The organism is Roseivirga sp., assembly GCF_049099775.1.
In the GTDB taxonomy this organism is placed as follows: domain Bacteria; phylum Bacteroidota; class Bacteroidia; order Cytophagales; family Cyclobacteriaceae; genus Roseivirga.
The window spans coordinates 145,560-167,888 of the sequence record NZ_JAGDZM010000009.1 but is presented as its reverse complement, the minus strand read 5'-3'; the positions used below and the strand labels follow the sequence as shown (position 1 = coordinate 167,888).

General features: G+C 39.3%; 21 protein-coding genes and 1 pseudogene. 8 read left to right on the top strand and 14 right to left on the bottom strand.

Annotated features, from left to right (window positions below; genetic code table 11):
• Positions 1-406: 406 nt before the first annotated feature.
• From rplU to JXQ92_RS15500, 5 genes and pseudogenes are all read left to right on the top strand, one after another.
• Positions 407-709 (top strand): annotated as a pseudogene (rplU, locus tag JXQ92_RS15520) (50S ribosomal protein L21); the annotation flags it as partial.
• Positions 710-822: 113 nt separating this feature from the next.
• Positions 823-1,101, top strand: coding sequence for a 50S ribosomal protein L27 (gene rpmA / locus JXQ92_RS15515; protein WP_421987550.1), 279 nt, complete (start codon positions 823-825; stop codon positions 1,099-1,101).
• 348 nt (positions 1,102-1,449) lie between these two features.
• Positions 1,450-1,713 carry a hypothetical protein gene (locus tag JXQ92_RS15510; RefSeq protein ID WP_421987549.1) on the top strand — a complete coding sequence of 88 codons (264 nt, stop codon included), beginning with the start codon at positions 1,450-1,452 and terminating at the stop codon, positions 1,711-1,713.
• A 19-nt stretch (positions 1,714-1,732) separates the two neighbouring features.
• Positions 1,733-2,014, top strand: coding sequence for a hypothetical protein (locus JXQ92_RS15505; RefSeq protein WP_421987548.1), 282 nt, complete (start codon positions 1,733-1,735; stop codon positions 2,012-2,014).
• Positions 2,015-2,065: 51 nt separating this feature from the next.
• Positions 2,066-3,214, top strand: a complete 1,149-nt coding sequence (locus tag JXQ92_RS15500) for a 6-bladed beta-propeller (protein ID WP_421987547.1) — start codon at positions 2,066-2,068, stop codon at positions 3,212-3,214.
• A gap of 204 nt (positions 3,215-3,418) precedes the next feature.
• On the opposite strand, the gene JXQ92_RS15495 is transcribed toward JXQ92_RS15500, so the two are convergent.
• From JXQ92_RS15495 to pgi, 10 genes are all read right to left on the bottom strand, one after another.
• Positions 3,419-4,024: a rhomboid family intramembrane serine protease gene (locus JXQ92_RS15495; RefSeq protein WP_421987546.1), complete on the bottom strand. Its 606-nt coding sequence runs from the start codon at positions 4,022-4,024 to the stop codon at positions 3,419-3,421.
• A complete protein-coding gene (locus tag JXQ92_RS15490; RefSeq protein WP_421987545.1) occupies positions 4,025-4,999 on the bottom strand; it encodes a polyprenyl synthetase family protein in 975 nt (324 codons plus the stop codon).
• A complete protein-coding gene (rnr, locus tag JXQ92_RS15485; protein WP_421987544.1) occupies positions 4,992-7,154 on the bottom strand; it encodes a ribonuclease R in 2,163 nt (720 codons plus the stop codon). The genes JXQ92_RS15490 and rnr overlap by 8 nt, the downstream gene beginning before the upstream one ends.
• A gap of 68 nt (positions 7,155-7,222) precedes the next feature.
• Positions 7,223-7,930, bottom strand: a complete 708-nt coding sequence (locus JXQ92_RS15480) for a 3'-5' exonuclease (RefSeq protein ID WP_421987543.1) — start codon at positions 7,928-7,930, stop codon at positions 7,223-7,225.
• 38 nt (positions 7,931-7,968) lie between these two features.
• Complete coding sequence (locus tag JXQ92_RS15475; RefSeq protein ID WP_421987542.1) at positions 7,969-8,367, bottom strand: hypothetical protein; 399 nt, start codon at positions 8,365-8,367, stop codon at positions 7,969-7,971.
• A gap of 20 nt (positions 8,368-8,387) precedes the next feature.
• Complete coding sequence (locus JXQ92_RS15470) at positions 8,388-9,524, bottom strand: glycoside hydrolase family 113 (protein ID WP_421987541.1); 1,137 nt, start codon at positions 9,522-9,524, stop codon at positions 8,388-8,390.
• Positions 9,514-10,248: a lipoyl(octanoyl) transferase LipB gene (lipB, locus tag JXQ92_RS15465; RefSeq protein ID WP_421987540.1), complete on the bottom strand. Its 735-nt coding sequence runs from the start codon at positions 10,246-10,248 to the stop codon at positions 9,514-9,516. The genes JXQ92_RS15470 and lipB overlap by 11 nt, the downstream gene beginning before the upstream one ends.
• Before the next feature lie 35 nt (positions 10,249-10,283).
• The gene (locus tag JXQ92_RS15460) at positions 10,284-10,472 is read right to left on the bottom strand and encodes a hypothetical protein (RefSeq protein WP_421987539.1); all 189 of its coding nucleotides are present in this window, start codon (positions 10,470-10,472) and stop codon (positions 10,284-10,286) included.
• A 14-nt stretch (positions 10,473-10,486) separates the two neighbouring features.
• Positions 10,487-11,476 (bottom strand): type I phosphomannose isomerase catalytic subunit, encoded by a 990-nt coding sequence (locus JXQ92_RS15455; protein ID WP_421987538.1) that lies wholly within the window; start codon positions 11,474-11,476, stop codon positions 10,487-10,489.
• Positions 11,476-13,128: a glucose-6-phosphate isomerase gene (pgi, locus tag JXQ92_RS15450; RefSeq protein ID WP_421987537.1), complete on the bottom strand. Its 1,653-nt coding sequence runs from the start codon at positions 13,126-13,128 to the stop codon at positions 11,476-11,478. The genes JXQ92_RS15455 and pgi overlap by 1 nt, the downstream gene beginning before the upstream one ends.
• 40 nt (positions 13,129-13,168) lie before the next feature.
• Between pgi and JXQ92_RS15445 the strand changes: the two genes are divergently transcribed.
• Positions 13,169-13,546, top strand: a complete 378-nt coding sequence (locus JXQ92_RS15445) for a YraN family protein (protein ID WP_421987536.1) — start codon at positions 13,169-13,171, stop codon at positions 13,544-13,546.
• Here JXQ92_RS15445 and JXQ92_RS15440 read toward each other — a convergent pair.
• A complete protein-coding gene (locus tag JXQ92_RS15440; protein ID WP_421987535.1) occupies positions 13,540-14,346 on the bottom strand; it encodes a toxin-antitoxin system YwqK family antitoxin in 807 nt (268 codons plus the stop codon). The genes JXQ92_RS15445 and JXQ92_RS15440 overlap by 7 nt on opposite strands.
• 223 nt (positions 14,347-14,569) lie before the next feature.
• Here JXQ92_RS15440 and JXQ92_RS15435 point away from each other — a divergent pair, with 223 nt between their 5' ends.
• A complete protein-coding gene (locus JXQ92_RS15435) occupies positions 14,570-15,259 on the top strand; it encodes a hypothetical protein (protein ID WP_421987534.1) in 690 nt (229 codons plus the stop codon).
• A 28-nt stretch (positions 15,260-15,287) separates the two neighbouring features.
• Positions 15,288-16,397 (top strand): helix-turn-helix domain-containing protein, encoded by a 1,110-nt coding sequence (locus tag JXQ92_RS15430; RefSeq protein WP_421987533.1) that lies wholly within the window; start codon positions 15,288-15,290, stop codon positions 16,395-16,397.
• A gap of 82 nt (positions 16,398-16,479) precedes the next feature.
• Here JXQ92_RS15430 and JXQ92_RS15425 read toward each other — a convergent pair whose 3' ends face one another.
• The 3 genes from JXQ92_RS15425 to JXQ92_RS15415 all read right to left on the bottom strand — a co-directional run bounded on the left by JXQ92_RS15425 (position 16,480) and on the right by JXQ92_RS15415 (position 22,197).
• On the bottom strand, positions 16,480-18,459 hold the full coding sequence (locus JXQ92_RS15425; RefSeq protein ID WP_421987532.1) for a cadherin domain-containing protein: 1,980 nt from the start codon (positions 18,457-18,459) through the stop codon (positions 16,480-16,482).
• A 120-nt stretch (positions 18,460-18,579) separates the two neighbouring features.
• A complete protein-coding gene (locus JXQ92_RS15420; protein WP_421987531.1) occupies positions 18,580-19,233 on the bottom strand; it encodes a response regulator in 654 nt (217 codons plus the stop codon).
• Between the two features lie 42 nt (positions 19,234-19,275).
• A complete protein-coding gene (locus JXQ92_RS15415) occupies positions 19,276-22,197 on the bottom strand; it encodes a ligand-binding sensor domain-containing protein (protein WP_421987530.1) in 2,922 nt (973 codons plus the stop codon).
• Positions 22,198-22,329: the final 132 nt, after the last annotated feature.

Genomic DNA, 22,329 nt, shown 5'->3' with positions numbered 1-22,329 from the left:
AACACACATAATCGAAGGAAAACCTTCGAGGAATTCTCTAAATGTTTTAAGAGTTTCCAGTTAAAGTCTTGATACTCTTATGAGTTAGACTTTGACCAGAGGATAGGTTGTTTATTGGGGTCGTAACCTTTGACAAATATTACAAAAAGTAGGTGAAAAATCAACGCTAAATCTTTAGTTGTTTTGAATTTCCGATAGACTATAAAGTATGAGTTAAGTGACTGTGATATAGGGTAATATAATGCGGTATTTAGATTAAAACTTATCCTTTTTTTCTGCGTATGAAGGGTCAAAAAAAAATGAAAATTTAATATTGAAATTTCTCTTGCATTTATGCTTTTAGTTTGGTTTGTTTTTCGCAAACATTCTGTTACCTTTGCAGTCCGTTTTTGAAAAACCGTTCAAAATGTACGCAATAGTAGATATAGCAGGAAAGCAGTTCAAAGTAACGCAAGATCAATTCGTTTATGCTCCATTAATGGAGGGCGAAGAAGGCGCTTCCGTAGAGTTCGATAACGTAATGTTAGTCGACAATGAAGGTAAAGTTGAAGTAGGTACCCCAACAGTGAAGGGTGCTAAGGTGTCTGGTAAAATTATCGGTCATGTAAAAGGAGACAAGGTAATTGTCTTCAAAAAGAAGAGAAGGAAAGGCTATAAAGTTAAAAATGGCCACCGTCAAGACTTTACTAAAGTATTAATAGAGTCTATTGGTTCTGCAGGTGCTAAAAAAGCACCAGCTAAGAAAACCAAGAAGGCTGAAACTAAAAAAACTGAAACAACTGAAGAAGGGTAATTCTCTTCTGACTTAAAATTTAAAATACCATGGCACATAAGAAAGGAGCAGGTAGTTCGAATAACGGTCGTGAATCAGAATCGAAACGACTAGGCGTCAAAATTTATGGTGGTCAAGCAGCTATTGCTGGTAACATCATCGTTAGACAAAGAGGAACTAAGCATCACCCAGGTAAAAATGTTGGAATTGGCAAAGACCATACACTTTTTGCTTTGACTCACGGTGTTGTAGAGTTTAAAAAAGGAAGAAAAGATAGATCTTATGTTTCTATCTTACCTTTCGAGAACCAAGAAACTGCAGAAGCTTAGTTTTAAGTTTCTTCATTATAGCATTTGAAAACCCTAATCTCGAAAGAGGTTAGGGTTTTTTGTGTTTAATCAATCGTTAAGTATTCGTCATTCACCATTTATTTTTGATCATTCAAAGTAATCTGACAATATTTTACTTTTTAGTTCACTGGATTATCAAAAAAACTATTGTTGTAATAGCGACTAGAGAATTACCCAAAGTAGGATTCTTAGTGAAGTATAGCTATGTAAAAAAACAAAACAACTCTTCGATTGAATATTGATGAAAAAATATATTTAAAATAAATGTTTGATAGTTTGTTAATATATCTTTATCATTGATAAAATATATTTAAAAGCTAATATAATATGAATAAAACAAGAATAATATTATTACTCCTTCTCGTTGTTGGCATGAATGGGTTTAATTTCGCACAATCATCAGAATGCACTGCACCTGAGGGTTTTGTTTGTGGTAGTAAGAAGGGTGTAATATATAAAGATGTATTGGTATGGACTCCCATGGGACCTATGCCTAGAGCTACACCAAAAGACTGTTGTGTTGCCAGCACCCCAAGTATGGCATGTAATGCTGTGGCCGTAGGTTGCAATGACACAATTCAATTACTATAAACTGTTTAACCATAATTTTATGATGAGAATATTAAAAGTTTCTTTTGTTGCGCTTGTTTTGATAATCGGTGTTTTTTCAACCCCATCTATTAACGCCAAAAGTGAATCAGATGAATGGATGGTTGGTGGTGAGATGGCAACAACGTGGCTATGGCCCAACCTCTTCTCTGGAATACGAAGAGATTTATGTTGTGTTGATTCAAACCCAGATAATGCATGTAACCTTAAAAGTCAGTCGGATGTCCAAATGTGTCGGGCTGGTAGAGATAATGAAGCCTTTATTTTTGTTTTTAGGAAATAATCGCTTTGTGCTTTAGATAACCTGTATTCTAAATTGATCAATTCACTAAGAATGAGAAAGCTCTCGATATTACTACTTATTGTGTTTGGCTGCAGTTCAAGCCAAGAAAATAAGAAGTCAACGGCTACAATTGATATTGATACATCAGACTATGAAGAGAGTGTGATGTTGAGTGACGTATTCAAATCACTTGATGTAATCCCGTTAAATTATGTCACGGCTGCTCAACTAGGCTTCATAAAAAGCATCAAAGGCTCAGATGATTTAATTTTTGTGCACGAAGGCTCGAAAGAGAGGATAGTTGTTTTCGATAAAACGGGAAACTTTAAAGGTGAGATTAATCGACAGGGACCTGGGCCAGAGGAGTATGGTAAAATAAATTTTTTCGATATCAACGAAGCTCGTCGCACAGTCGAGATTTATGATATACGGAAAGGTGAGTTGACGGCTTATAATTTTGATGGAGAGTTCAAAGATAAGATTGACATCAGAATCATAAGCCGGGATTTTGCCATAACTAAAAATGGAAACTACTTATTCTATGTGCCCGATGAAATGACGGAAATAGATGACCAATTGCTTCAGCCAGGTGTCATTGTGGTTAATCGTAAAGGAAGTCTTTTACATTATCAGAAGTTGGGTGATTCTGGATATCATCCGATTATTTCTGGTAACGCAATTGTAAATTATAAATCGAAATCGTATCTATTTTCAAATTACACTGAACAAATCTATGAGATTGACGACAACGGAATCAGGCCATATCTAGAGATTAAATATTCTGATAAAATTGACGATAACGCTTACTTCAATCCAAATTATAATTTCGAGAATGAGACGGCACCATTTTTAAAGACAAATATCTTTAAGTCTGAGGACTATTTAGGCTATTCTTTTATACAAAGAAATCAGGGCAAAAATTTATTGGTAGATACAAGGTCTAATACATATAGCATAAGCAAGGTTTACAAAAACGATATTAAAGAAGATGTGTTTTTTTTCTTCAATGGCGGACCAATTGGAGATGATTTATACGCCTCAATAATCGACTATGATATGATTAACTCTTTTAAGGGCTACCTAAAGAACGAAGAAGTTAACAATGCCTTTAACAGAAATTTGGTCAACTCCATAGATGAGATTATGAGGGATAATAATTATAGTCCAATTCTAATTGTAGGTTCCTTTAGGACTGATTAAGTGATAAAAAATAATTCCTTTTGAAACGGAGGAAATAGCAAAGGCATAAGCCTTTAGACTAGATATTAGAAAACCCTGTTGGAAACAATGGTTTTTTGTGTTTCAATAAATACTCGCCATCCGCGCCATGGCTTGTAGCCAGAGGAAATCATAGACCTTTGGCTCATTTGGCCGAGCTAATGCTTAATCAAGAAGTGCGTTGATTTAAAACATCGTATTGATGAAGGCTTCGAGGGTGGAAGGCTTCAGTATAAGTACAAAAACTACACCGTACAATGCACCAAAAAGGTGCGCATCATGGTTGATATTATCGCCTCCGCGTTTTCCCATAATGATGGAATAGGCGATAAAAAGTGCTCCTAAAATATAGCCCGGTAAACAAAGTAGTCCGTAGAGGCAAAGCTCTTGCAGTGGGTCGAAAAGGATGAATGCTAGGACGAGTGCTGAAACTCCACCTGAGGCACCTAACGAGTTGTAATTTGGATTGTCTTTTTGCTTATAAAGCGTTGGTAGGTTGGCAATGGCTACTGCACTTAGGAAAAGTAAAACGTATAAAAAACTACCAGTTGATCCGAAATAGGTGTTGAATATTTCTTCGATGGCACCGCCAAAGAAATATAGGGTGAAAAGATTCATGAATAAATGAATCCCGTTGTTATGGACGAACCCAGAAGTGATAAGTCGTTCTAATTGACGCTCATGGAATGTAGCGTAAGTGTTTAACATCATTTTCTGATGTATTTCTGGACGCTGCCAAGCAAAATAGGTTATCGCTCCAATGGCGATCATCATTCCATAAGTTACTTCCATTTATCTGTCTCGGTTGATCAAATAGTTAGTGAAATCAATGAGTGTTTCCTTCTTTTCTTCGGGGGCATCAATTTTTGCTAATGCCTTAAATCCTTCTTGAAAGTACTCCTTCATTTTACTTAGTGTTAACGCTCTAATTCCGATCTCAGCATATACTTCTTTAACCGCTTCTACTTTTTCTTTAGGGTCAAAGTCTGCCAATGAAATCCACTTTTCTAAACGCTCTAATTGGTTACGATCGGCAAGTTCTAGTGCTTTTAATAATAGGAAAGTTTTCTTGTTGGAAATGATATCTCCGCCTACTTGCTTTCCAAATTTTTCTTGATCGGCATATACATCTAGCAAGTCATCTTTCAACTGAAAACCTATTCCAATGTCTACTCCAAACTTGTAAAGCGCTTCAGCTTCTTCTGTGCGAGCACCGGCTAGCATAGCGCCAAGTTTCAAACTAAAACCTAAAAGAACGGCTGTTTTTAGCCTAATCATATTTAGGTATTCTGCTTCTTCGACAGTTGGTAGTTCCTCAAAATTCATGTCGAGTTGCTGCCCTTCGCAGACTCCTGCGGCACATGCGTTGAAATCTTTAATAATTTCTGCTAAGTTATCCTTCGTATCAAGCAGTAGATCATAGGCTTGAACCATCATTACATCACCAGAAAGTATAGCTGTACTTTCGTTCCACTTCTCATGAACGGTTGGTTTACCTCTTCTCAGGGGTGCGTTATCCATAATATCGTCATGTACCAAAGTAAAGTTGTGGAATACCTCTACTGCTAATGCTTGGTTAAGTATTGATTTATGATCATCCTTAAACAATCTATAGGCGAGCAGTACTAATATTGGCCTGAGTCGTTTCCCGCCCAAAGACATAATGTATTTGATAGGGTCGTATAGTTCTTTGGGTTCAGCTCCATATTCGATTTTATCGAGCTGTTCGCTTATATCGTGAAGGAGTTCTTGAAGTTTGTTATTCATCTTCTTCTGTAAAAATTAGATCAATCGTTCGCCTGTCGATATCAGTTGCTTTTACTCTTACGAGCACTTCATCTCCGAGGCTGATCATTCGCTTGTTTCTTCTACCAATTATCCGGTAGTTTTGTTCATCATATTCATAGAAATCATCGTCCATATCCGAAATACGGACCATACCTTCACATTTGGTTTCAGTAATTTCTACATAGACGCCCCACTCGGTTACTCCACTAACGATACCATCGAATGCTTTTTGCTCAACAATCGACATGAACTGTACTTGTTTGTACTTGATAGAGGCTCTCTCGGCGTCGGCAGCCCTTTTTTCTCTACTGGAAGCATGAACACATAATTCTTCATAGGTTACTTTATCGGTCGATTTTCCACCGTCGAGATAGTGTTGTAATAGCCTATGAACCATCATGTCAGGGTATCGCCGAATTGGAGAAGTGAAATGTGTATAATGTGGAAATGCTAATCCGAAATGTCCTTTAGGTTCTGTGGTGTACTTGGCTTTTGCCATGGTACGAATGGCTAGTTGCTGAAGTACATTTTGCTCTGGAGTGCCTTCTATGTTTGTAATAAGGCCATTGAGCGATTTTGAAACTCCTTTTTTCTCAAAATCCATTTGATGCCCGAATCTTCGAGCAAAATTTGAGAAGGTCTCTAGTTTTTCCGGGTCTGGATTATCGTGAGATCTGTAAACAAACGTGAGTGGATTTGCTTGTTTATACTTGTTATAGATAAACTCTGCCACACGCTTATTAGCCAATAGCATGAATTCCTCTATGAGCATATGGGCGTCTTTTCTTTCTTTTGGGATTACTCCCAATGGAATGCCCTTTTCGTCAAGTTTGAATTTGACTTCGACCGTTTCAAAATTTACGGCACCATTGTTAAATCTTTTGCCCCTGAGCTTTTTCGCTAGCACATCAAGCGCCGTTATTTCTTCAAAATAATCACCCTCCTGGTTTTCCAAGCGTTCCTGCGCATCTTCGTAGGCAAAGCGACGGTCTGAATAGATGATTGTTCTACCGAACCACTCTTTCTTAATCTCACCTTCATCGTCGAGTTCAAAAACAGCTGAAAAAGTCAACTTTTCTTCTTCTGGTCTTAATGAGCAAAGGCCATTCGATAGCCTTTCTGGTAACATGGGAATTGTTCTATCCACAAGGTAAACTGATGTGGCGCGTTCAACAGCTTCTTTTTCTAAAGCAGTTTCCAGTTGTACATAATGGGTTACATCAGCTATATGAACGCCAACTTCTGTGTTTCCATTGGCTAAGCTTTTGATCGAAAGTGCATCGTCAAAATCTTTGGCATCTACCGGATCTATGGTGAAGGTTGGTACTTTTCTAAAATCTTTTCTTTTGGCAATTTCCTTGGCGGTTATTTTATCAGAAATAGTTTCTGCTTCCGCCTCAAGCCCTTCGGGGAATTCAAGCGGCAAACCAAATTCAGCAATTATGGAGTGAATTTCGGCATTGTGCTCACCTGCTTTACCCAGTACTCTGGTGATAATGCCTTCTGGCTTCTTATTGCGGTCGGGCCACTGCGTAATTTTTACAATGACTTTATCATTGTGTTTGGCTCCATTAAGATCTTCGTAGCGAACATAGATGTCATGGAACATTTTTTTGAAATCGGGAACAACGAAGCCATATCTGGTAGACATTTCCAGTTTACCAACGAATTCTCCTCTATTTCTTTCTAGAATTTCTACAACCTTTCCTTCTCTATGTTTGCCGTGTTTACCTGGTTTAATGATAATCTTCACCTTGTCGTCATCCAAAGCACCGTTTAGGTCATTCACAGAAATCCATACATCGGTGGTTTCTTCAGGGCCATCTAATACGGCATAAGCAAACCTAGCATTAACGCTGTCGATTGTGGCAACGAGTGTGGTTAAATCTACTTCCATGGTAAAGGCACCATTTCTAAGTTTTTTTATAACGCCTTTATCTTCAAGCCTGAAGATTGCTTCAGTTACCAGTGCTTTCGACTTTGAATCTCTTACACCAATGGATTTTAAGATTTGCTTGATCTGATAGCCACGTCCAGCATTCTGCGACAGGAAGTTGATAATGACTGGCTCAATTTTTTTAGAATTTCCTTTTGAGGCTTTTTGAGGAGGTTTTGATTTTCGTTTTCGGCCCATTAATAGGTTGGTATCGTATGTTTTAAAATTAGGAAGAAAAATGAGTAAAGCATCTATGTCGAGTTACTTTAAAGTAGTGCGATTTTATCTTGAGACAAGGCGGGCATTTGGTTGAGTCTTAGAAAGACTTGTGCCAGTACTACTACGTCATTTTTACAATAATTGCTGATTCTTTCCAGATCTTTTGTTTGGTGATAGACCCCGTTAACTTGGCTTCCGTCGATGTCATCTTTGCTACTGTCAATATTGAAAAGTGTGGCCAATAAATCGAGGGATGTAAAGTTTTTATAATCGCCGAACTTCCACATTTCCATGGTGTCGTAGTGTTTTACTTCCCATGGTTTTTTGCCACTGGTATTCAGTACATCAGGAATTTTTAAGGAATTGATAACTAGCCTTCTTGCTAGGTAAGGAAAATCGAATTCTTTTCCATTATGAGCACATAGTTTAAGGTCACTTTTGTTAAAATGCATATTAATGAGGTCGACAAATTCTGTTAACAATTCTTTTTCGTTGTGGTTTGCAATGGACTTTACGCGGAGATGTGGACCGCTATTATTGACAAAATAACCTACCGCAATACTCACTACTTTTCCAAATTCTGCGTAAATGCCAGCGCGGTTGTAAAGCGACTCAATGGTCTGATCTTCAGTACTTTTTAAACGATCGGCTTTCTTTGCCCATTGCATTTTGTAGCGATCTGATAAGTCTTTGAAACGGGCCTCAACGGATACTGTTTCTATATCTAGGAAGAGTATATTATATAAATTTACCATGTGTTTATTGTAAAATATACAATAAAATATACATGATATCAAGTAGCGCTTTTGCCCGGCAGTTCTAATTCCTCTATTTCTTCCAGTTCGAACTCTTTGAATGGCGCGATAATAAATTTTTTATCAAACATCTCATTAACAATGAAATAGCTTACCCAGAATTCATTATAAAAAGAGAAAACCTCAGGGTTGATCGGTTCTATTTTAGCGAAGCTTTGTTGTTCCACTGTCCCGACTAAATGTCTTAGTGTGGAAGTTTTCTTTGCATCTTTTTCTAAGTTCTCATAACCTTTTGAAACAATCATCACATTAGTGAGCTCAACCAAATTACGGTTGATCATATAGACGTGCCATTCGCTTTCACCTAGTGGTGAAATGCTTTTAGCAATGCACAGTTTTATGCCTGTTACTTCTGGAATATGGATGTCTTTTTTCATGGAATACTAAGGGAGAATGCTTATTGACTGAACTTAGAATACCAGTCAATCATAACTTGTTCTGCTTTTTTACCTTGTGGCGTGAAGTCTATGTCATAGAACCTTCTTCTATCTGAATTGTCGTCTTTTGGTTTGCTATAATTAGGGTACCATTTCCATAAATGGATGCCGGCAATAAATGGCTGATCAAAAACTTCTCTAAACATAGCTTCATAAAGGGTTGCTTGGGTATCTTCTGAATAGATACTTTCTCTTTCTTCTTTGCTCAATCTTTGTGGCCATTCCCATGGCTCTATTCCTGAATTAAGCGTGCTTTTGTATCCTGCTTCGGTAAATAGTATAGGTTTTTCGAATTTATCGGAAAACGCTTTTAGCTTTTCTAGGTGAGGCTGCCAGCCAGCTCTAACTTCTTCGAGCGAAGGATTCTCTTTGACCGTTAGTGGGAAGTAGGCTTGTACTCCGATATAGTCTAGTTCATCCCAAAAAGTAATTTCTTCAAATTCCATTGAGAAATTTGCTGCATAAGTGAGTTTTCCCGAGTACACAGCTCTAATTTTCTTAATTAATGATCGCCAGTCTTGTTCTCTTTCTATACATGTTTTGTGTAATTCTGTACCGATACACAACATCTCCATATTAGCTTCTTCGGCCACTTCAGCATAGTGTAAAATGAATTCCTCATAATCGGCGAACCACTTTTGCCAATCTTCTTCCGATTTCATAGATATTTCTCCTCGCCATTTTCCTTCTTTATCTCTCAACCAAATGTGAGGCTTTAAGATTGTGCTGATTCCGTAAGACTTCGCAAGTTTAGTTGTGGTTTTTAATCCAGCATCTCTTTCACCCCACCAAACACGACTGTCATCTCCCATTCTTCTATTATTGCCTATGGAAGGGTTGTCGTGTCCGCTTTGCCACCCGAAAGGTGTTTGTGAAATCCAGTTCACATGTTTATCAGCAAGAATTTTCATTGTAGCAGCGTCAACTACTGTTGAGCTACCCACCCAACAAACACCCCTGTGTTTCTCATGCATTGGGATATTAAAGGAAACCGAATTCGAGCCGCTATAAACATTGTCTTTTAGCCCAAGTAAACTGACCACTCCAATAACTATAACAATTGGGATAATATAAGAGTAGAGCTTTTTAGACTTCATGCGGTTTTATATTCATGCCAAAGACTTGAGACAAGTGATGTGTAAGCTTTGTTTGAACTTCTGACATATTTACGTGATGACCAAGCTCTTTGTTCATCGATGTCACTGCTTTGTCGTCTATGCCACATGGAACAATATGACCGAAATAGGAAAGGTCGGTATTGACGTTTAGGGCGAGGCCGTGCATGGTAACCCATCGGCTTGACTTTACGCCCATTGCGCAAATTTTTCTAGGTTCGGCTGCACCTTCTTCGAAGTCGATCCAAACGCCGGTGAGGCCCTCAATTCGGCCAGCAGAGACTCCAAAGTCCTTTAATGTAAGGATAATCGCTTCTTCTAAGAGTCTTAAATATTTATGAATGTCGTTGAAAAAATGGTCGAGATCTAAGATTGGATAGGCAACAAGCTGACCTGGACCGTGATAAGTGATATCACCGCCTCTATTAATCCGATAAAATTGAGCATAGTGATCTTTCAGTCCTTGATCATCAAGGAGCAAATTGTTAATAGATCCACTTTTCCCAAGAGTATAAACATGAGGGTGTTGACAAAAAATAAGATAGTTGTTTGTTGTAATTCGATCTTCGGGGCGTTCAATCTTGCGGTTTAAGATCTTTTGATCAACCGTTTTTTTAAACACCGTTTCCTGATAATCCCACACACACTTGTAATCATCAGTACCTAGGTCTATTACTTCAACTGTCTTATTAATATGAATACTCATGTCTTACGCGTTCACAGCCACATACACACGCTAAGTTAGGCTAGTTTCTCCTGTTCTCCTACACGCTCTACAGACAATACACGAACGTACTTCGTTATCTGTCTGTTTGCTTTGCGTAGGGCAGAAGTGTGATTTCGCGCTAGAAACTCTTTTCTAACCACGTTGTTATCCTTGGTATTTAAGAACGTGGCGGAGAAGCTCTTCATATTCTTCTTTCCAGCCATAGTTCAAAAATAGACTATGGCATGAAAGTTTCCAACATTTTAAAACCAGAATTGGTACGAATATGAACTTCGGGGAACTTTCTTGGTACTAAAACTGCATTTCCCATACATATTTTTGTATTATGCCCTTGAGTAGTAATTTCCGCTTCCCCTTCAACACATGTATAGATGACGAAGGAATCTGTTTCATAATGCTCCCGAATTATTCCTGTAGAAAAGTCTAATAGGTTAGTTTGAAAGTATTGAGATTTTACCAACGGCACAATCTCGTTTACGCTGCGATGATATGGCGTTTTATAATCAGAATAATGTTTGTAGTCTAGTGCATCGAGTGCTTCTTCTGTATGAAGTTCTCGCTTATTTCCTTCATCATCGGTGCGATCAAAATCATAGATACGATAAGTGACATCGGAAGATTGCTGAATTTCTGCTAAAAGTAAGCCTTTACCTATGGTATGAACCCTTCCTGCTGGAAGATAGAAACAGTCTCCAGCTTCTACTTCTTCTTGATTCAATAGATCGGTGAGTTTACCACTATTTAGGTGTTCGAGGTATTCTTCTTTGTTTGTGTTTTTATTAAATCCACTAATGAGTTTCGCATTTTCATCTGCTTGAAATACATACCACATCTCTGACTTACCAAGAGAATTATGTCGTTCTTTCGCTAGCTTATCATCTGGGTGAACTTGAATCGATAAGTCTTGTGCTGCATCTATGAATTTAACGAGCAATGGAAACTCATTCCCGTATTGTTCGAAAACTTTAGAACCAACAAGTTCTTCCTTGTAAGTACCGATAAGTTCGGGAAGTGTTTTTCCTTTTAAATTACCTTCCGACACCTCCGACAGATTGCCAGGAACTCCAGAAATTTCCCATGTTTCGCCACAATTAGTCAGTGGGGCAAAATCTTTTTTAAGAATGTCTTTGATTTTGGTACCACCCCAAATTTTTTCCTTAAAGATGGTGTCGAATTTTAATGGATATAGGTAGTTCTTATTATTCATTAGTCGCGCATTGCTTTGTAAGCATTGATCAGTCCGTTAGTCGAGCCATCGTGTTGAGAAATTGGCTCATTGTTGTTGAGTTTTGGAAGTATCTTTTTTGCCAATACTTTTCCTAATTCAACTCCCCACTGATCGAAGCTAAAGATATTCCAAATAACACCTTGAACAAAGATTTTATGCTCATACATCGCTACCAGATTACCCAGCACTTTAGGTGTTAGTTTTTTGAAAAGTATGCTATTGGTTGGTCGGTTGCCTTCGAATACTTTGAAAGGCGCAATCGCTTCAATTTCTGCTGCCGTTTTACCTTGTGCTTTGAGCTCTTCCTCTACTTCCGCTCTTGTCTTACCCATCATCAGTGCCTCTGTCTGAGCAAAGAAGTTCGACATTAGCTTCTCATGATGATCCCCAATCTTATTGTGACTAATCGCGGGTGCCATAAAATCACAAGGAATAAGTTTCGTGCCCTGGTGGATCAGCTGGTAAAAGGCATGTTGTCCATTTGTGCCTGGTTCTCCCCAAACAACAGGCCCTGTTTGATAATCCACCTGCTCTCCATTTCGATCAACAAACTTTCCGTTGCTTTCCATATTTCCTTGTTGAAAGTAGGCGGCAAATCGATGCATGTATTGATCATAAGGTAAAATGGCTTCAGATTCACTTCCAAAAAAGTTGCCATACCAAATACCAATCAGTGCTAGAAGCACTGGAAGGTTTTCTTCCATTGAGGCAGATTGAAAGTGTTCATCAATTTCGTAGGCGCCAACTAAAAGTTCTTCAAAATTGTCGAAACCAATGGTGCAGGCAATTGATAGCCCGATGGAAGACCAAAGGGAATAACGTCCGCCAACCCAGTCCCAAAATTCGAACATGTTATTTTCATCTATTCCGAAAGCCTTAACCGCGTCGCCATTCGTAGAAAGGGCTACAAAATGCTTTGCAATATCAACTTCATTTGCTCCCTGAGATAAGAACCATTCGCGCGCAGAATGCGCATTGGTCATCGTTTCTTGTGTGGTGAATGTTTTGGATGCGACCATAAATAGCGTTTCCTCAGCATTAACCTGCTTCAATATTTCTGCAATATGGCTTCCATCAACGTTGGAAACGAAATATGAAGTAATGCCATGAGTTGCATAAGGCTTTAGTGCCTCAACGACCATTACTGGACCCAAATCAGACCCTCCAATACCAATGTTGACGATAGATTTGATGGGTTTACCTGTATACCCCATCCATTGCCCACCGGTAATTTTGTCGGCAAAAATCTTCATTTTCGCCAATGCAGCATTGACTTGCGGCATCACGTCTTCCCCTGATTCCATTACGGGCTTACCAGAACGATTCCTCAATGCGGTGTGCAATACAGCTCTGCCCTCAGTTTGGTTAATTTCTTTTCCACTAAACATCGACTCAATTGCCGTATCAAGCTTGCATTCTTTGGCAAGCTCAATAAGCAAGTTTACCGTTTCCGATGTGATAATGTTCTTGGAGTAATCGACTAAAATATCGTTGAATTGAAGGGAGAATTTATTAAATCTATCCTGATCATTTTGAAAGAGGTCTTTCATTTGGACATTTTCCATGGTTTTAAAATGATCGACTAGTTTTTGCCAACTGGCGGTTTTGGTAGGATTGGTTGAGGGAAACATTGGATATAGTTTGATTTGGGGGTGAATTTAGCTGATTATAATGCCTAAATTAACGAAGGTCAGTTTCATATCAATGCAAACGTTTGGTAAAAAGGGAGAGGATATTGCCTGCGATTTTTTAATAAATCTTGGCTACGAAATTATAGTTCGGAATTATCGGTTTAAGCGGTCGGAAATAGACATAATTTGTAAAGGGGAAGGGTTGCTCATTTTTGTAGAGGTGAAAACACGCGCTTCCAGATCATTTGGAGCACCTGAGTCTTTTGTTTCCGAAGCTCAAAAGGAATCAATTGGTAGGGGTGCCGAAGCTTATATTGAAGCAATAAACTGGCCTTCAGATATTCGATTTGATGTGGTGAGTATATTTAAAAAAGGTTCAGAACAGGAAGTATTTCACATTAAAGACGCCTTCTATTGATTCTGGTCATCAGATCTATAAACGACTGTGGAATTTCTATTCCATTCTATTTTAACATAGGGCTTGACGTTCTTTAGGTAGAACTGTTCAGGGTATTGGATCTGCTTTTTGTATCTGACAACTCCGGGTAGATTATGAAATTCATCCCATAAACCCACCTTCTTATCGAATACATAATTTCCTCTTACTGCGACATTGCCGCTTTCAAAAAACAGATAATATTCACCCTCTTTTTTACCATATTGGTAAGGAATAACTTCTTTTATTTTCGTTTTGCGGTCTTCGTCGTAGTATGTGATTTTAGAATCTTTGAACCAGCCCTTGTGAAAGTGCTCTTTAGCATAAAGAGAAGAGTCTCTTTTTTGATAGAGCCAAGTGCCATGCTTGGCGCCATAGAAGTACATACCTTCAGCGACAACTATATCATCTACTGTCTTTTTGTAAGGGCCATGCAATAGCCTGTTGAGCGTTTGGCCACGTCCTTCTTTGGTTATAATCTGACCTTTTTTAGCATCGTGGTAGTAAATTTTACGCACGTAGCTGTCCACTTTAGCTGGCTCGCGCAGGACATTGAATATTTCGAAAGTTGTATTCGTTTGGCCATCTATTCTGGTAAAGGCTTTGCGCGTTCTCTCTCCGAAATAAAAATTCCTTTTTTTCTTCAGTTCAGCATCAGGAATAGTATCCACAATGCCTTTTTCAAATCGAATGTTCGGCTTTTCAGTTTCCTCTTTTGACTTCTTTTTCTTCTGCTTTTTAGTTTGTGCAGTAGCGAAAGAGCCTATTAGGGCGATGAACATGAAGAAGAGAATTGATTTTCTCATGGCAACAAAGTAACGAAATATTGGATTGATAAATTATAGGCGAGATTGAAAAAAGGTGGTGACAGTTTTTTCTAAAGAATCTTAACTGAACGTTAGCCGATTTATACCTCATGAAGTACGCATACTGTACGCGTACCTCTTCAGTCTCAATTTGTTTTACCCTGCTATCTCAATCGCGTATGATTGTCAAAAAAAAGTTATGAGAAATTATTTTTTATTGACCTTCCTGATGCTCACTATTTCAGAACAAGTAAACGGGCAGACGAGGACTTATGAGCTTAAAAAAGGGGATGCTTTTGATCTTATTATGTTTAATACGGTACCCGAATCGGGTGAAATTCTCAAAAAGTATTTTGGCTCGGCAGTAAGTGTTGCGCAAACCTATGGATATGTACCACAAAAAGGATTTCAGGTAGATCAAGCACCTTTTCAAGGAAATTACTGGCCAAAAACCATCATAGTTGGTAAATGGGGAGACTATGAGAAGCGAGTAGATTTTACGACCGAGATTACAAATGAGGTTCCTGATTTTCATGAAATGAGGAGGGAAATCTGGAGTACTTTCAATTTAACCTACTGGAAGATAAAAGAAGACCAAACTATAAGTGTTAACCCCGAAAAGTTTAACGTCTTAACAGCATATTGGGCCGAGAATACTGACTTATTCGAAAAGTTCAACGATCAGTGGATAAAGGTGGCGAAAGCCTCAGGAGGTAAAATGGTACTTGAACTAACTGATGGAACTTCTCCCTTCGGCTACAACTACGACCCTGATTATCTTACGATTACCGAGTGGGAGAGTCAAGCAGCTTTTGAGCAGTTTCGTATTAAAAATCAAAGCATGTCACATGTAGGAGTGAAACATGTAAATCAGTTTGCCCTTAAGTAGGCTTCTTTACGTTAATTTAATCGACGGTATGGAAATCATTTTAAACCAATTGGTGTATTTCGGTTTTTTGCAGTGCATTTTTTTGCTAGGTATTTACGCGTTCTCCACAAAAGCTCGCAAAAACATCAATCCCTACCTGGTAGTACTTTTGGTGGTGCTATTTATAGGTTTGTCTGGGAGGGTACTTTACGCGCTTGGTTTGTTTGGGGGTACGTACCGACTGATTGCTTTATCAGAGTATGCCACGTTTCTTTTCGGGCCGACAGTATTCCTGTTCACTAGATCTTCGTTAACCGCGCAACGGTTTACTAAAAAGGATTTGATTCACTATTTACCAGGTCTCTGTTATGCAGTGGTTCTTTCGGTTTACTATATGTTTTCTTCTCCGGCTCTTATCCAAGAAAGAATTCAAAGCGGACAATTGTATTGGGCGGTTGTTATCTTCATGGGTGCTGGTTTAATAGTAAATAGTGTTTACTGGGTGCTTAGTTTCAACGCCTATCGAACGTTTATCAATGCTTCGCTAGACGAGTTAAGTTTCTCTGTAAAGTCACGTTTTCTGAAGAACTTCCTAATATCTATTGGCTTTTGTCTTCTTGTCTGGCTTGCGGTTTATTTAATTGGAGTTTTTGGGCAAAGTTGGTTAGAGCGAGATGTTAGACCCTTTATATGGCTGAGTATTGCATACGTTATTTTGTTTATTTCTTATTACAACATAAAAGAGCCATCGATTTTTAAGATGGCCCATTTTGTAGCCTCTAAGAAATATGTTCAGTCTAAACTTACACTTAAGGAGCTAGAGGTTTTAAAAGCGAAACTAGATCAAGTAATGACCGAGAAAAAGCCATATCTCAACCGAAACCTGATGAAAGCGGATTTGGCAGAAATGCTTGGAGTCAATAGCCCAGATGTAGCGCGCCTACTCAATGAGCAGATAGGCATGAACTTTTTCGAGTATGTGAATTACTTCCGTATTAAAGAGTTTATCAAATTGGCTAGCACTGATAAAGCTAAAACCTTGACATTTTTTGGTTTAGCGCAAGAAGCTGGCTTCAATTCCAAAACAACTTTCAACAAGTCATTCAAAAAGATAATGGGAACTTCCCCTCGAGAGTATTTCACGCTCAATCCTAATTGAGATAGGTAATGATTTTTAGTATTAATAAAAAAGGAGGCTAGTTATTACTGGCCTCCTTTTTCACTTTGCGATTGTATAAATGTTATTGGTTAAAAACGATCTTTCTGATCTTATGATTTCGAGGATCAGCTACATAAATGTTTCCGTTGGCATCCACTGCGATTCCAGTTGCAAGGTCGAACTGAGCTACATCCCCAGTGCCGTCTACATCTCCAACACCAGCACCACGAGCTCCCGCGATAGTGATAACATTACCGTCAGGATCAATTTTCCTAATGGCTACATTATTCGTATCTGTGATATAGAGGTTGCCTTCTGAGTCGATGGCAATACCTGTTGGCGTGTTAAAAGCTGCATCAGTTCCCTGTCCATCAGCAAAGTTTTCTCTTGTGCCCGCAAATGTTGTTACGTTGCCTGATGGGTCAATTCTTCTGATTCTGTCATTGCTGCTATCCACTACAAATACATTTCCATTGGCGTCTACGGCCACACCTTTAGGGTTTCTGAACCTTGCAGAAGTACCGTTTCCGTCCGCATTTCCTTGTCCACCACCGGCGAAGGTGGTTACGTTTCCATTAGTATCGATTTTACGAATTCTATGGTTGCCTTCATCGGCCACAAAGATATTTCCCGCGTTGTCTCGAGTTATGCCTTTAATGTTGCTAAAACGAGCGACGTTTAAAGCACCATCCCTATATACTGTTGGATCGTCTCTGGTACTAATTTTACCAGTAAGTGTAGTCACATTCAAGCTATTATCAATCACTCGTATAGTTTCGGTATCCGAGACATAAACGGTTCCATTATCTACATCAAGCCTATCTGGAAAAGTAAATGTTGCTTGCGAACCGGCACCATCATTATTCCCTTCAGCACCCGTGCCTGCTATGGTCGTTACGTTTCCATTGGTATCAATTTTACGAATCCGCTTATTGCCAGAATCTGCTACATATACGTTACCATCAGCATCTACTGCTACGCCATTCGGGCTATTAAATTGAGCCGATTCACCTTGCCCATCCAGGAAGCCTTGTGTGCCACCAGCAAGAGTCGAAACGGTGTAACTAGCAGCAGGGTTAGATTCGTCAACGTCCGTTACTTCTATGGTGATAGTCGCGGTGTTGCTTAGTCCACCATCCGTTGCTTCCACGGTAATGCTATGACTGGTTGCCGTTTCAAAATCAAGGGATTGGTTTGTCGCTAAGCGAAGATCACCGCCATCAATGAGTCGGAATAGGCCATTATCATTTGCAGTTATACTAAAGGAGATATTATCGCCTTCAGCATCCGTAGCCGTTATTGTACCAATGGTTGTATTAGGGTCGATATCCTCCGCAACGGTAAATGTCTGATTGGCAATGGCAGGCGCCGTGTTTTCTGCTACATCTGTTACATTGATAGTGATCGTTGCCGAAGCAGTGAGGCTACCATCTGAAACGGTTACGGTGATATCGTGAGATGTAGTCGTTTCAAAATCTAAGTTCGCGCCAGCTGCTAAACTGATTTCGCCAGCTGTTGTAATTTCGAATAAGTCGTCTGAGTTTCCGGTAATGCTAAAAGTCAAGGCATCCCCTTCAGCATCTGCAGCCGCAACCGTGCCAATTGGTGCTGTATCGCTGATGTCTTCTGCAGCCGTAAAAGTCTGGGCTGCTATGGTAGGCATGGTATTTTCATCTACGTCGATTACGTTGATAGTTATTGTCGCTGTAGTTGTGAGCTGGCCGTCACTCACGCTTACCACAATGCTATGTGTTGTAGCGGTTTCAAAATCTAAATTCTGACCTGTGTTTAAGCCTAGCTGTCCACCAGTTGTGGTAGCGTCGCCTGCGGTAATGGTAAATAGGTTATTGTCGTTAGAACTGATGCTAAAAGTGAGGGCATCTCCCTGTTCATCAGAGGCGGTTACTATACCAATTACGTCGCCATCAGTGATTCCTTCAGAGGCATTGAATGACTGTGCACTGATAGATGGTGCAGTATTCGGTTCTTCATCATCACCACAGGCCACGATAGCTAGGCAGAAGAATAAAAATAGGAAAGACTTCTTAGTAATTTGCTTCATCCCAATAAGGTTTGTTTTGATTCAATTAATGTGTTTTCAGATAACCCAAATATGAGGAGATGCATGGCATATAAGCCATACCGTGTTTGGGGTATTTTTACTGAAAAAGCTGAATAGAGATCAAATAAGCCCTTCTTTAATAGCTTTTGCTGTCAAAGTACTGCGGTTGTGCACCTGAAGTTTTCGGTAGATGTTTTTGGTATGAGTGTCGACGGTATGTCGACTGATGAATAGAGTCTCACCTATTTGATCTATGGTTTGTCCCTTTACCAAATGCTCAAGAATCGTGATTTCTCTTTTTGTAAGAATTGAGTCTTTACTTTTGGATTGTGTTTGCCCATTGGCCAGCATTCGCATTACTTTTTTTGCGATTGCCGGAGATATTGGGGCACCGCCTTGTAGTACATCCTGAATGCCCATTAGGATTTGATCGCCAGGAGTCCTTTTCATTAAATAGCCATCTGCTCCAGACTTTATTGCCTCAAATACGCGTTCGTCATCATCGAAAATGGTTAACATGATAATGGCTACTGAAGGATACTTTTCTTTGTAGTGTGCTATGGCTTCAATACCCGACATACCGGGCAGTCCAATGTCTTCTAAGATAACATCTGGTGCCAAAGAATGATCAAACCCTTCGAACGCTTCTTCAATGGATCCAGCCACTAGCGCAAGATTCAATGAAGCTTCGTCGTTGATTAGATCGATAAGTGATTCTCTAAAAACGAGGTCATCTTCAACGATCCAAACGGTTTTTATATCAGTTTCAAGCATAGTCCAATAAACAGGTTAATTAAGGAATGCGCTATACCGCAATTACGGTAATTTCATTTTTAGACTTATTGCTGTGCCTTTTTCGGCACTAGAATTCAATGTTAACTGAGCATTGAGCAAACCAGCCCTATTGGAAAGGCTTCCTAGCCCATGACCCTTCTCTTTTTCTTTTATGTCGAAGCCAATGCCATTGTCTTTAAGAATTATTGTCAACTCATTATTTTTCAATCGAACAGTCAACGATGCACACTCAGCTTCTGCATGTTTTGCAATGTTATTGAAGCCTTCTTTCATAAATAAAAATAGGTGTCGCTTCTGATCTGCACTTAATGATTTCAATCTGTCAGTTTCGTTGAGCTGATCACTCATCTCGAACTTCGACTGATTTAGAAGTTCTGTCCCAACGGCATGGGTTTTCATTAGCAAATCTCCTAGGCTTTCTTTATTGGGATCAATCAACCAGACAATAGAATCAAGTGATGAGGCAAGGTTTCTAGCATTTTTGGTTATCCTTTCAACTAGTTCGGGCCTAGCCCTTCCATTCTTGAGTTGTCTTTGTAGGAGGTCACCAGTTAATGCAATGCCACTTAATCCACTCCCTACTTCATCATGTAAATCTCCAGCAATTCTCAGCCGCATTCTCTCAACTTCCAATAGCTTTTTAACTCGATATCGGTAGAGGCCCCATAAGATTAGTAGAACCGTGATAACTACAACTGATCTGAACCACCATGTTTGCCAAAAGGGAGGGAGTATTTCAATGATGATAGATTTCGCTTCTGGGTTCCAAAGGCCATCATTGTTAGACCCCATTACTTCAAATGTGTAGTCGCCAGGAGGTAATTTTACATAACGCGCTTGACGCGTCCCTTTATTTTCAACCCAATCAGGATCATGACCGACAAGTTGATGACGGTATTGATTTTGGGAGGAGTTGGTATAGTTAAGCGCTACATAGCTGACTTGAACCGTATTCTGATGCCAGGGTAGTGTGAGTTTATCTGTTTCTTCGAGGGTTGGACTAAAAGTTGAGTCACTCGTGATGACCTCTATGTCAGTGATGTGAAGGGAAGGGACAATAGTGTTTTGCTGAATTTGATCTGGATAAAAAGCAGTTATACCGTTTACCCCTCCGAATAGTAATTGGCCTTCCGAGGTTTGTCTAACTGACTTCCTGTTGAATTCTATGTTTTTCAAACCATCATTCTCATTGTAAAATCGTGTTTTCTTGTTTTGTGGATTGAAAGAAGCCAAGCCTTTTTCCGTACCCATCCAAAGTGTTCCGTTTTGATCTTGGTCAATACTGAAAATCACCCGATTCTCTAAGCTGGGAACTGTGGTCACTTGTTTGAAATCATTCGATTCTGTATTGAGACTAAAGAGCCCTCTATTGGTGCCGATCCAGAGGGTTTTATTGTCTTTAAACAACTCCCATATAGGCGTAGAAGATATGATCTTAGATGCCGGAACTACGGTTGAAAGGAATTGTACACTTTCTGATTTGATGTCATAAATTAATATGCCTACTCCCTCAGTCGCTATGTACAGTTGATCTCCGATAAGAGATTGGTCTTGAATGAGGGACGCTTTGGTGAGCTCTTGGAGTGGTTTGCTCTTAATTATTCTCCCATCTCTTTTAGATACCTGATGAACTCCCTCCTTGGAACTCACCCAGTTGTACCCATTGTCAGTTTTTAAAATTGAGAAGGATGGGTTGGTTTTTCCAATCGAGCGCGGGAGTTTAACATCCTTCCAGTTTCCATTTTTGGGATTGTACAAAAGGAGTCCAGCATCTGTGGCCAACCATAAGGGAAAATCCGATTCTGGTACTGTTTCGATGTTCCAGATGAAATTGAACCCTTCCGGAGCCTTTTGAGAGAACTGCTTTTTTTTGACTTGACCAGACTTTAGGTCATAGGTATAAAGTCCTAGGCCGAGTGCATTTGCATAGATGGTTTGTGATGAACTTTCAATCCCCATCACTACATCGCTGCTGGCATTGACGATATCAATGTGTTCAAATGGTTTTTGGAATGAATCAAAATGAAATAGGCCACTTAGTGTTCCAACCCAGACACCTCCGTTTCTATCGCTATCAATACTTCTTATAGCCGAGGATAGCGTGGAAGAATTGCCTAAGTCGATACTTTTGAGTTCTTGAGAGTCTTTAAAGTAAATAAAGAGGCCGATCTCTGTACCAATCCATAAGGTATTCTCATCTGTCTCCAGTAGTTCTTTGGCAAAAACATCATTTGGAAGTTTCGGAAGTATCGATGTCTTAACCTCAAAGGAGTCACTAAATGAGTTATGCTTAATCCAAAGAGAATTCGAATAGCTGCCCCAATGAAGCGGGATTTTATCGGTATTGTCGTTTTTCTTTATGAGATGAATGCTTTTTGTATCAACTCTGAATTTTTCTAGGGTCCCACTATTAGAAGACATCCAGATGCCATTTCGTCCATCTATGGCCAAGGTAGAAGCGGAATAGCTTGAGTCGATGAATCCAAATGCTAAGGTATTCGTATCGAACCAACCAATGGTATTTAGGTTGTTGAACCAGATTATGCCTTGGTTGTCTAAGTACATATGCTGGATGTCTAGTCTATCGTTTGGAATGTCTTGTGTTGTATCGAAGTGTTTGAATGTTTCCGTTTTTCTGTGGTAGAGATTGAGTCCATCAAGGGTTCCTATCCAAAGATTTCCATTTAAATCCTCAAGTATAGATCTGACTACATTATTTGAGACAGAGGTGCTGTCTTCAGTGTCATGATAGAAAACCTTGAAGTTATATCCGTCAAAACGATTTAGTCCATTGTCTGTAGCGATCCAAATAAACCCTTCGTGGTCTTGATAGGTGTCGTAGACAATATTATTCGAAAGCCCAGCTTGCGTGCTAATGACCTTCGGAATAGGCAGTTCTTGCTGAACTAGCTGGAATAAGCTTAGAAGCAGTGATAGGAACATTGAATGTCAGGTAGTGTTTTGTCGAAAAGACAAATTACTAAAAACAGATGGACCTCTATGTAGAATTATGTGAATTGATAGGGCTTGGGTTAAAAGCACGACACAAAAAAAGCCAGTCACTTTCGTAACTGG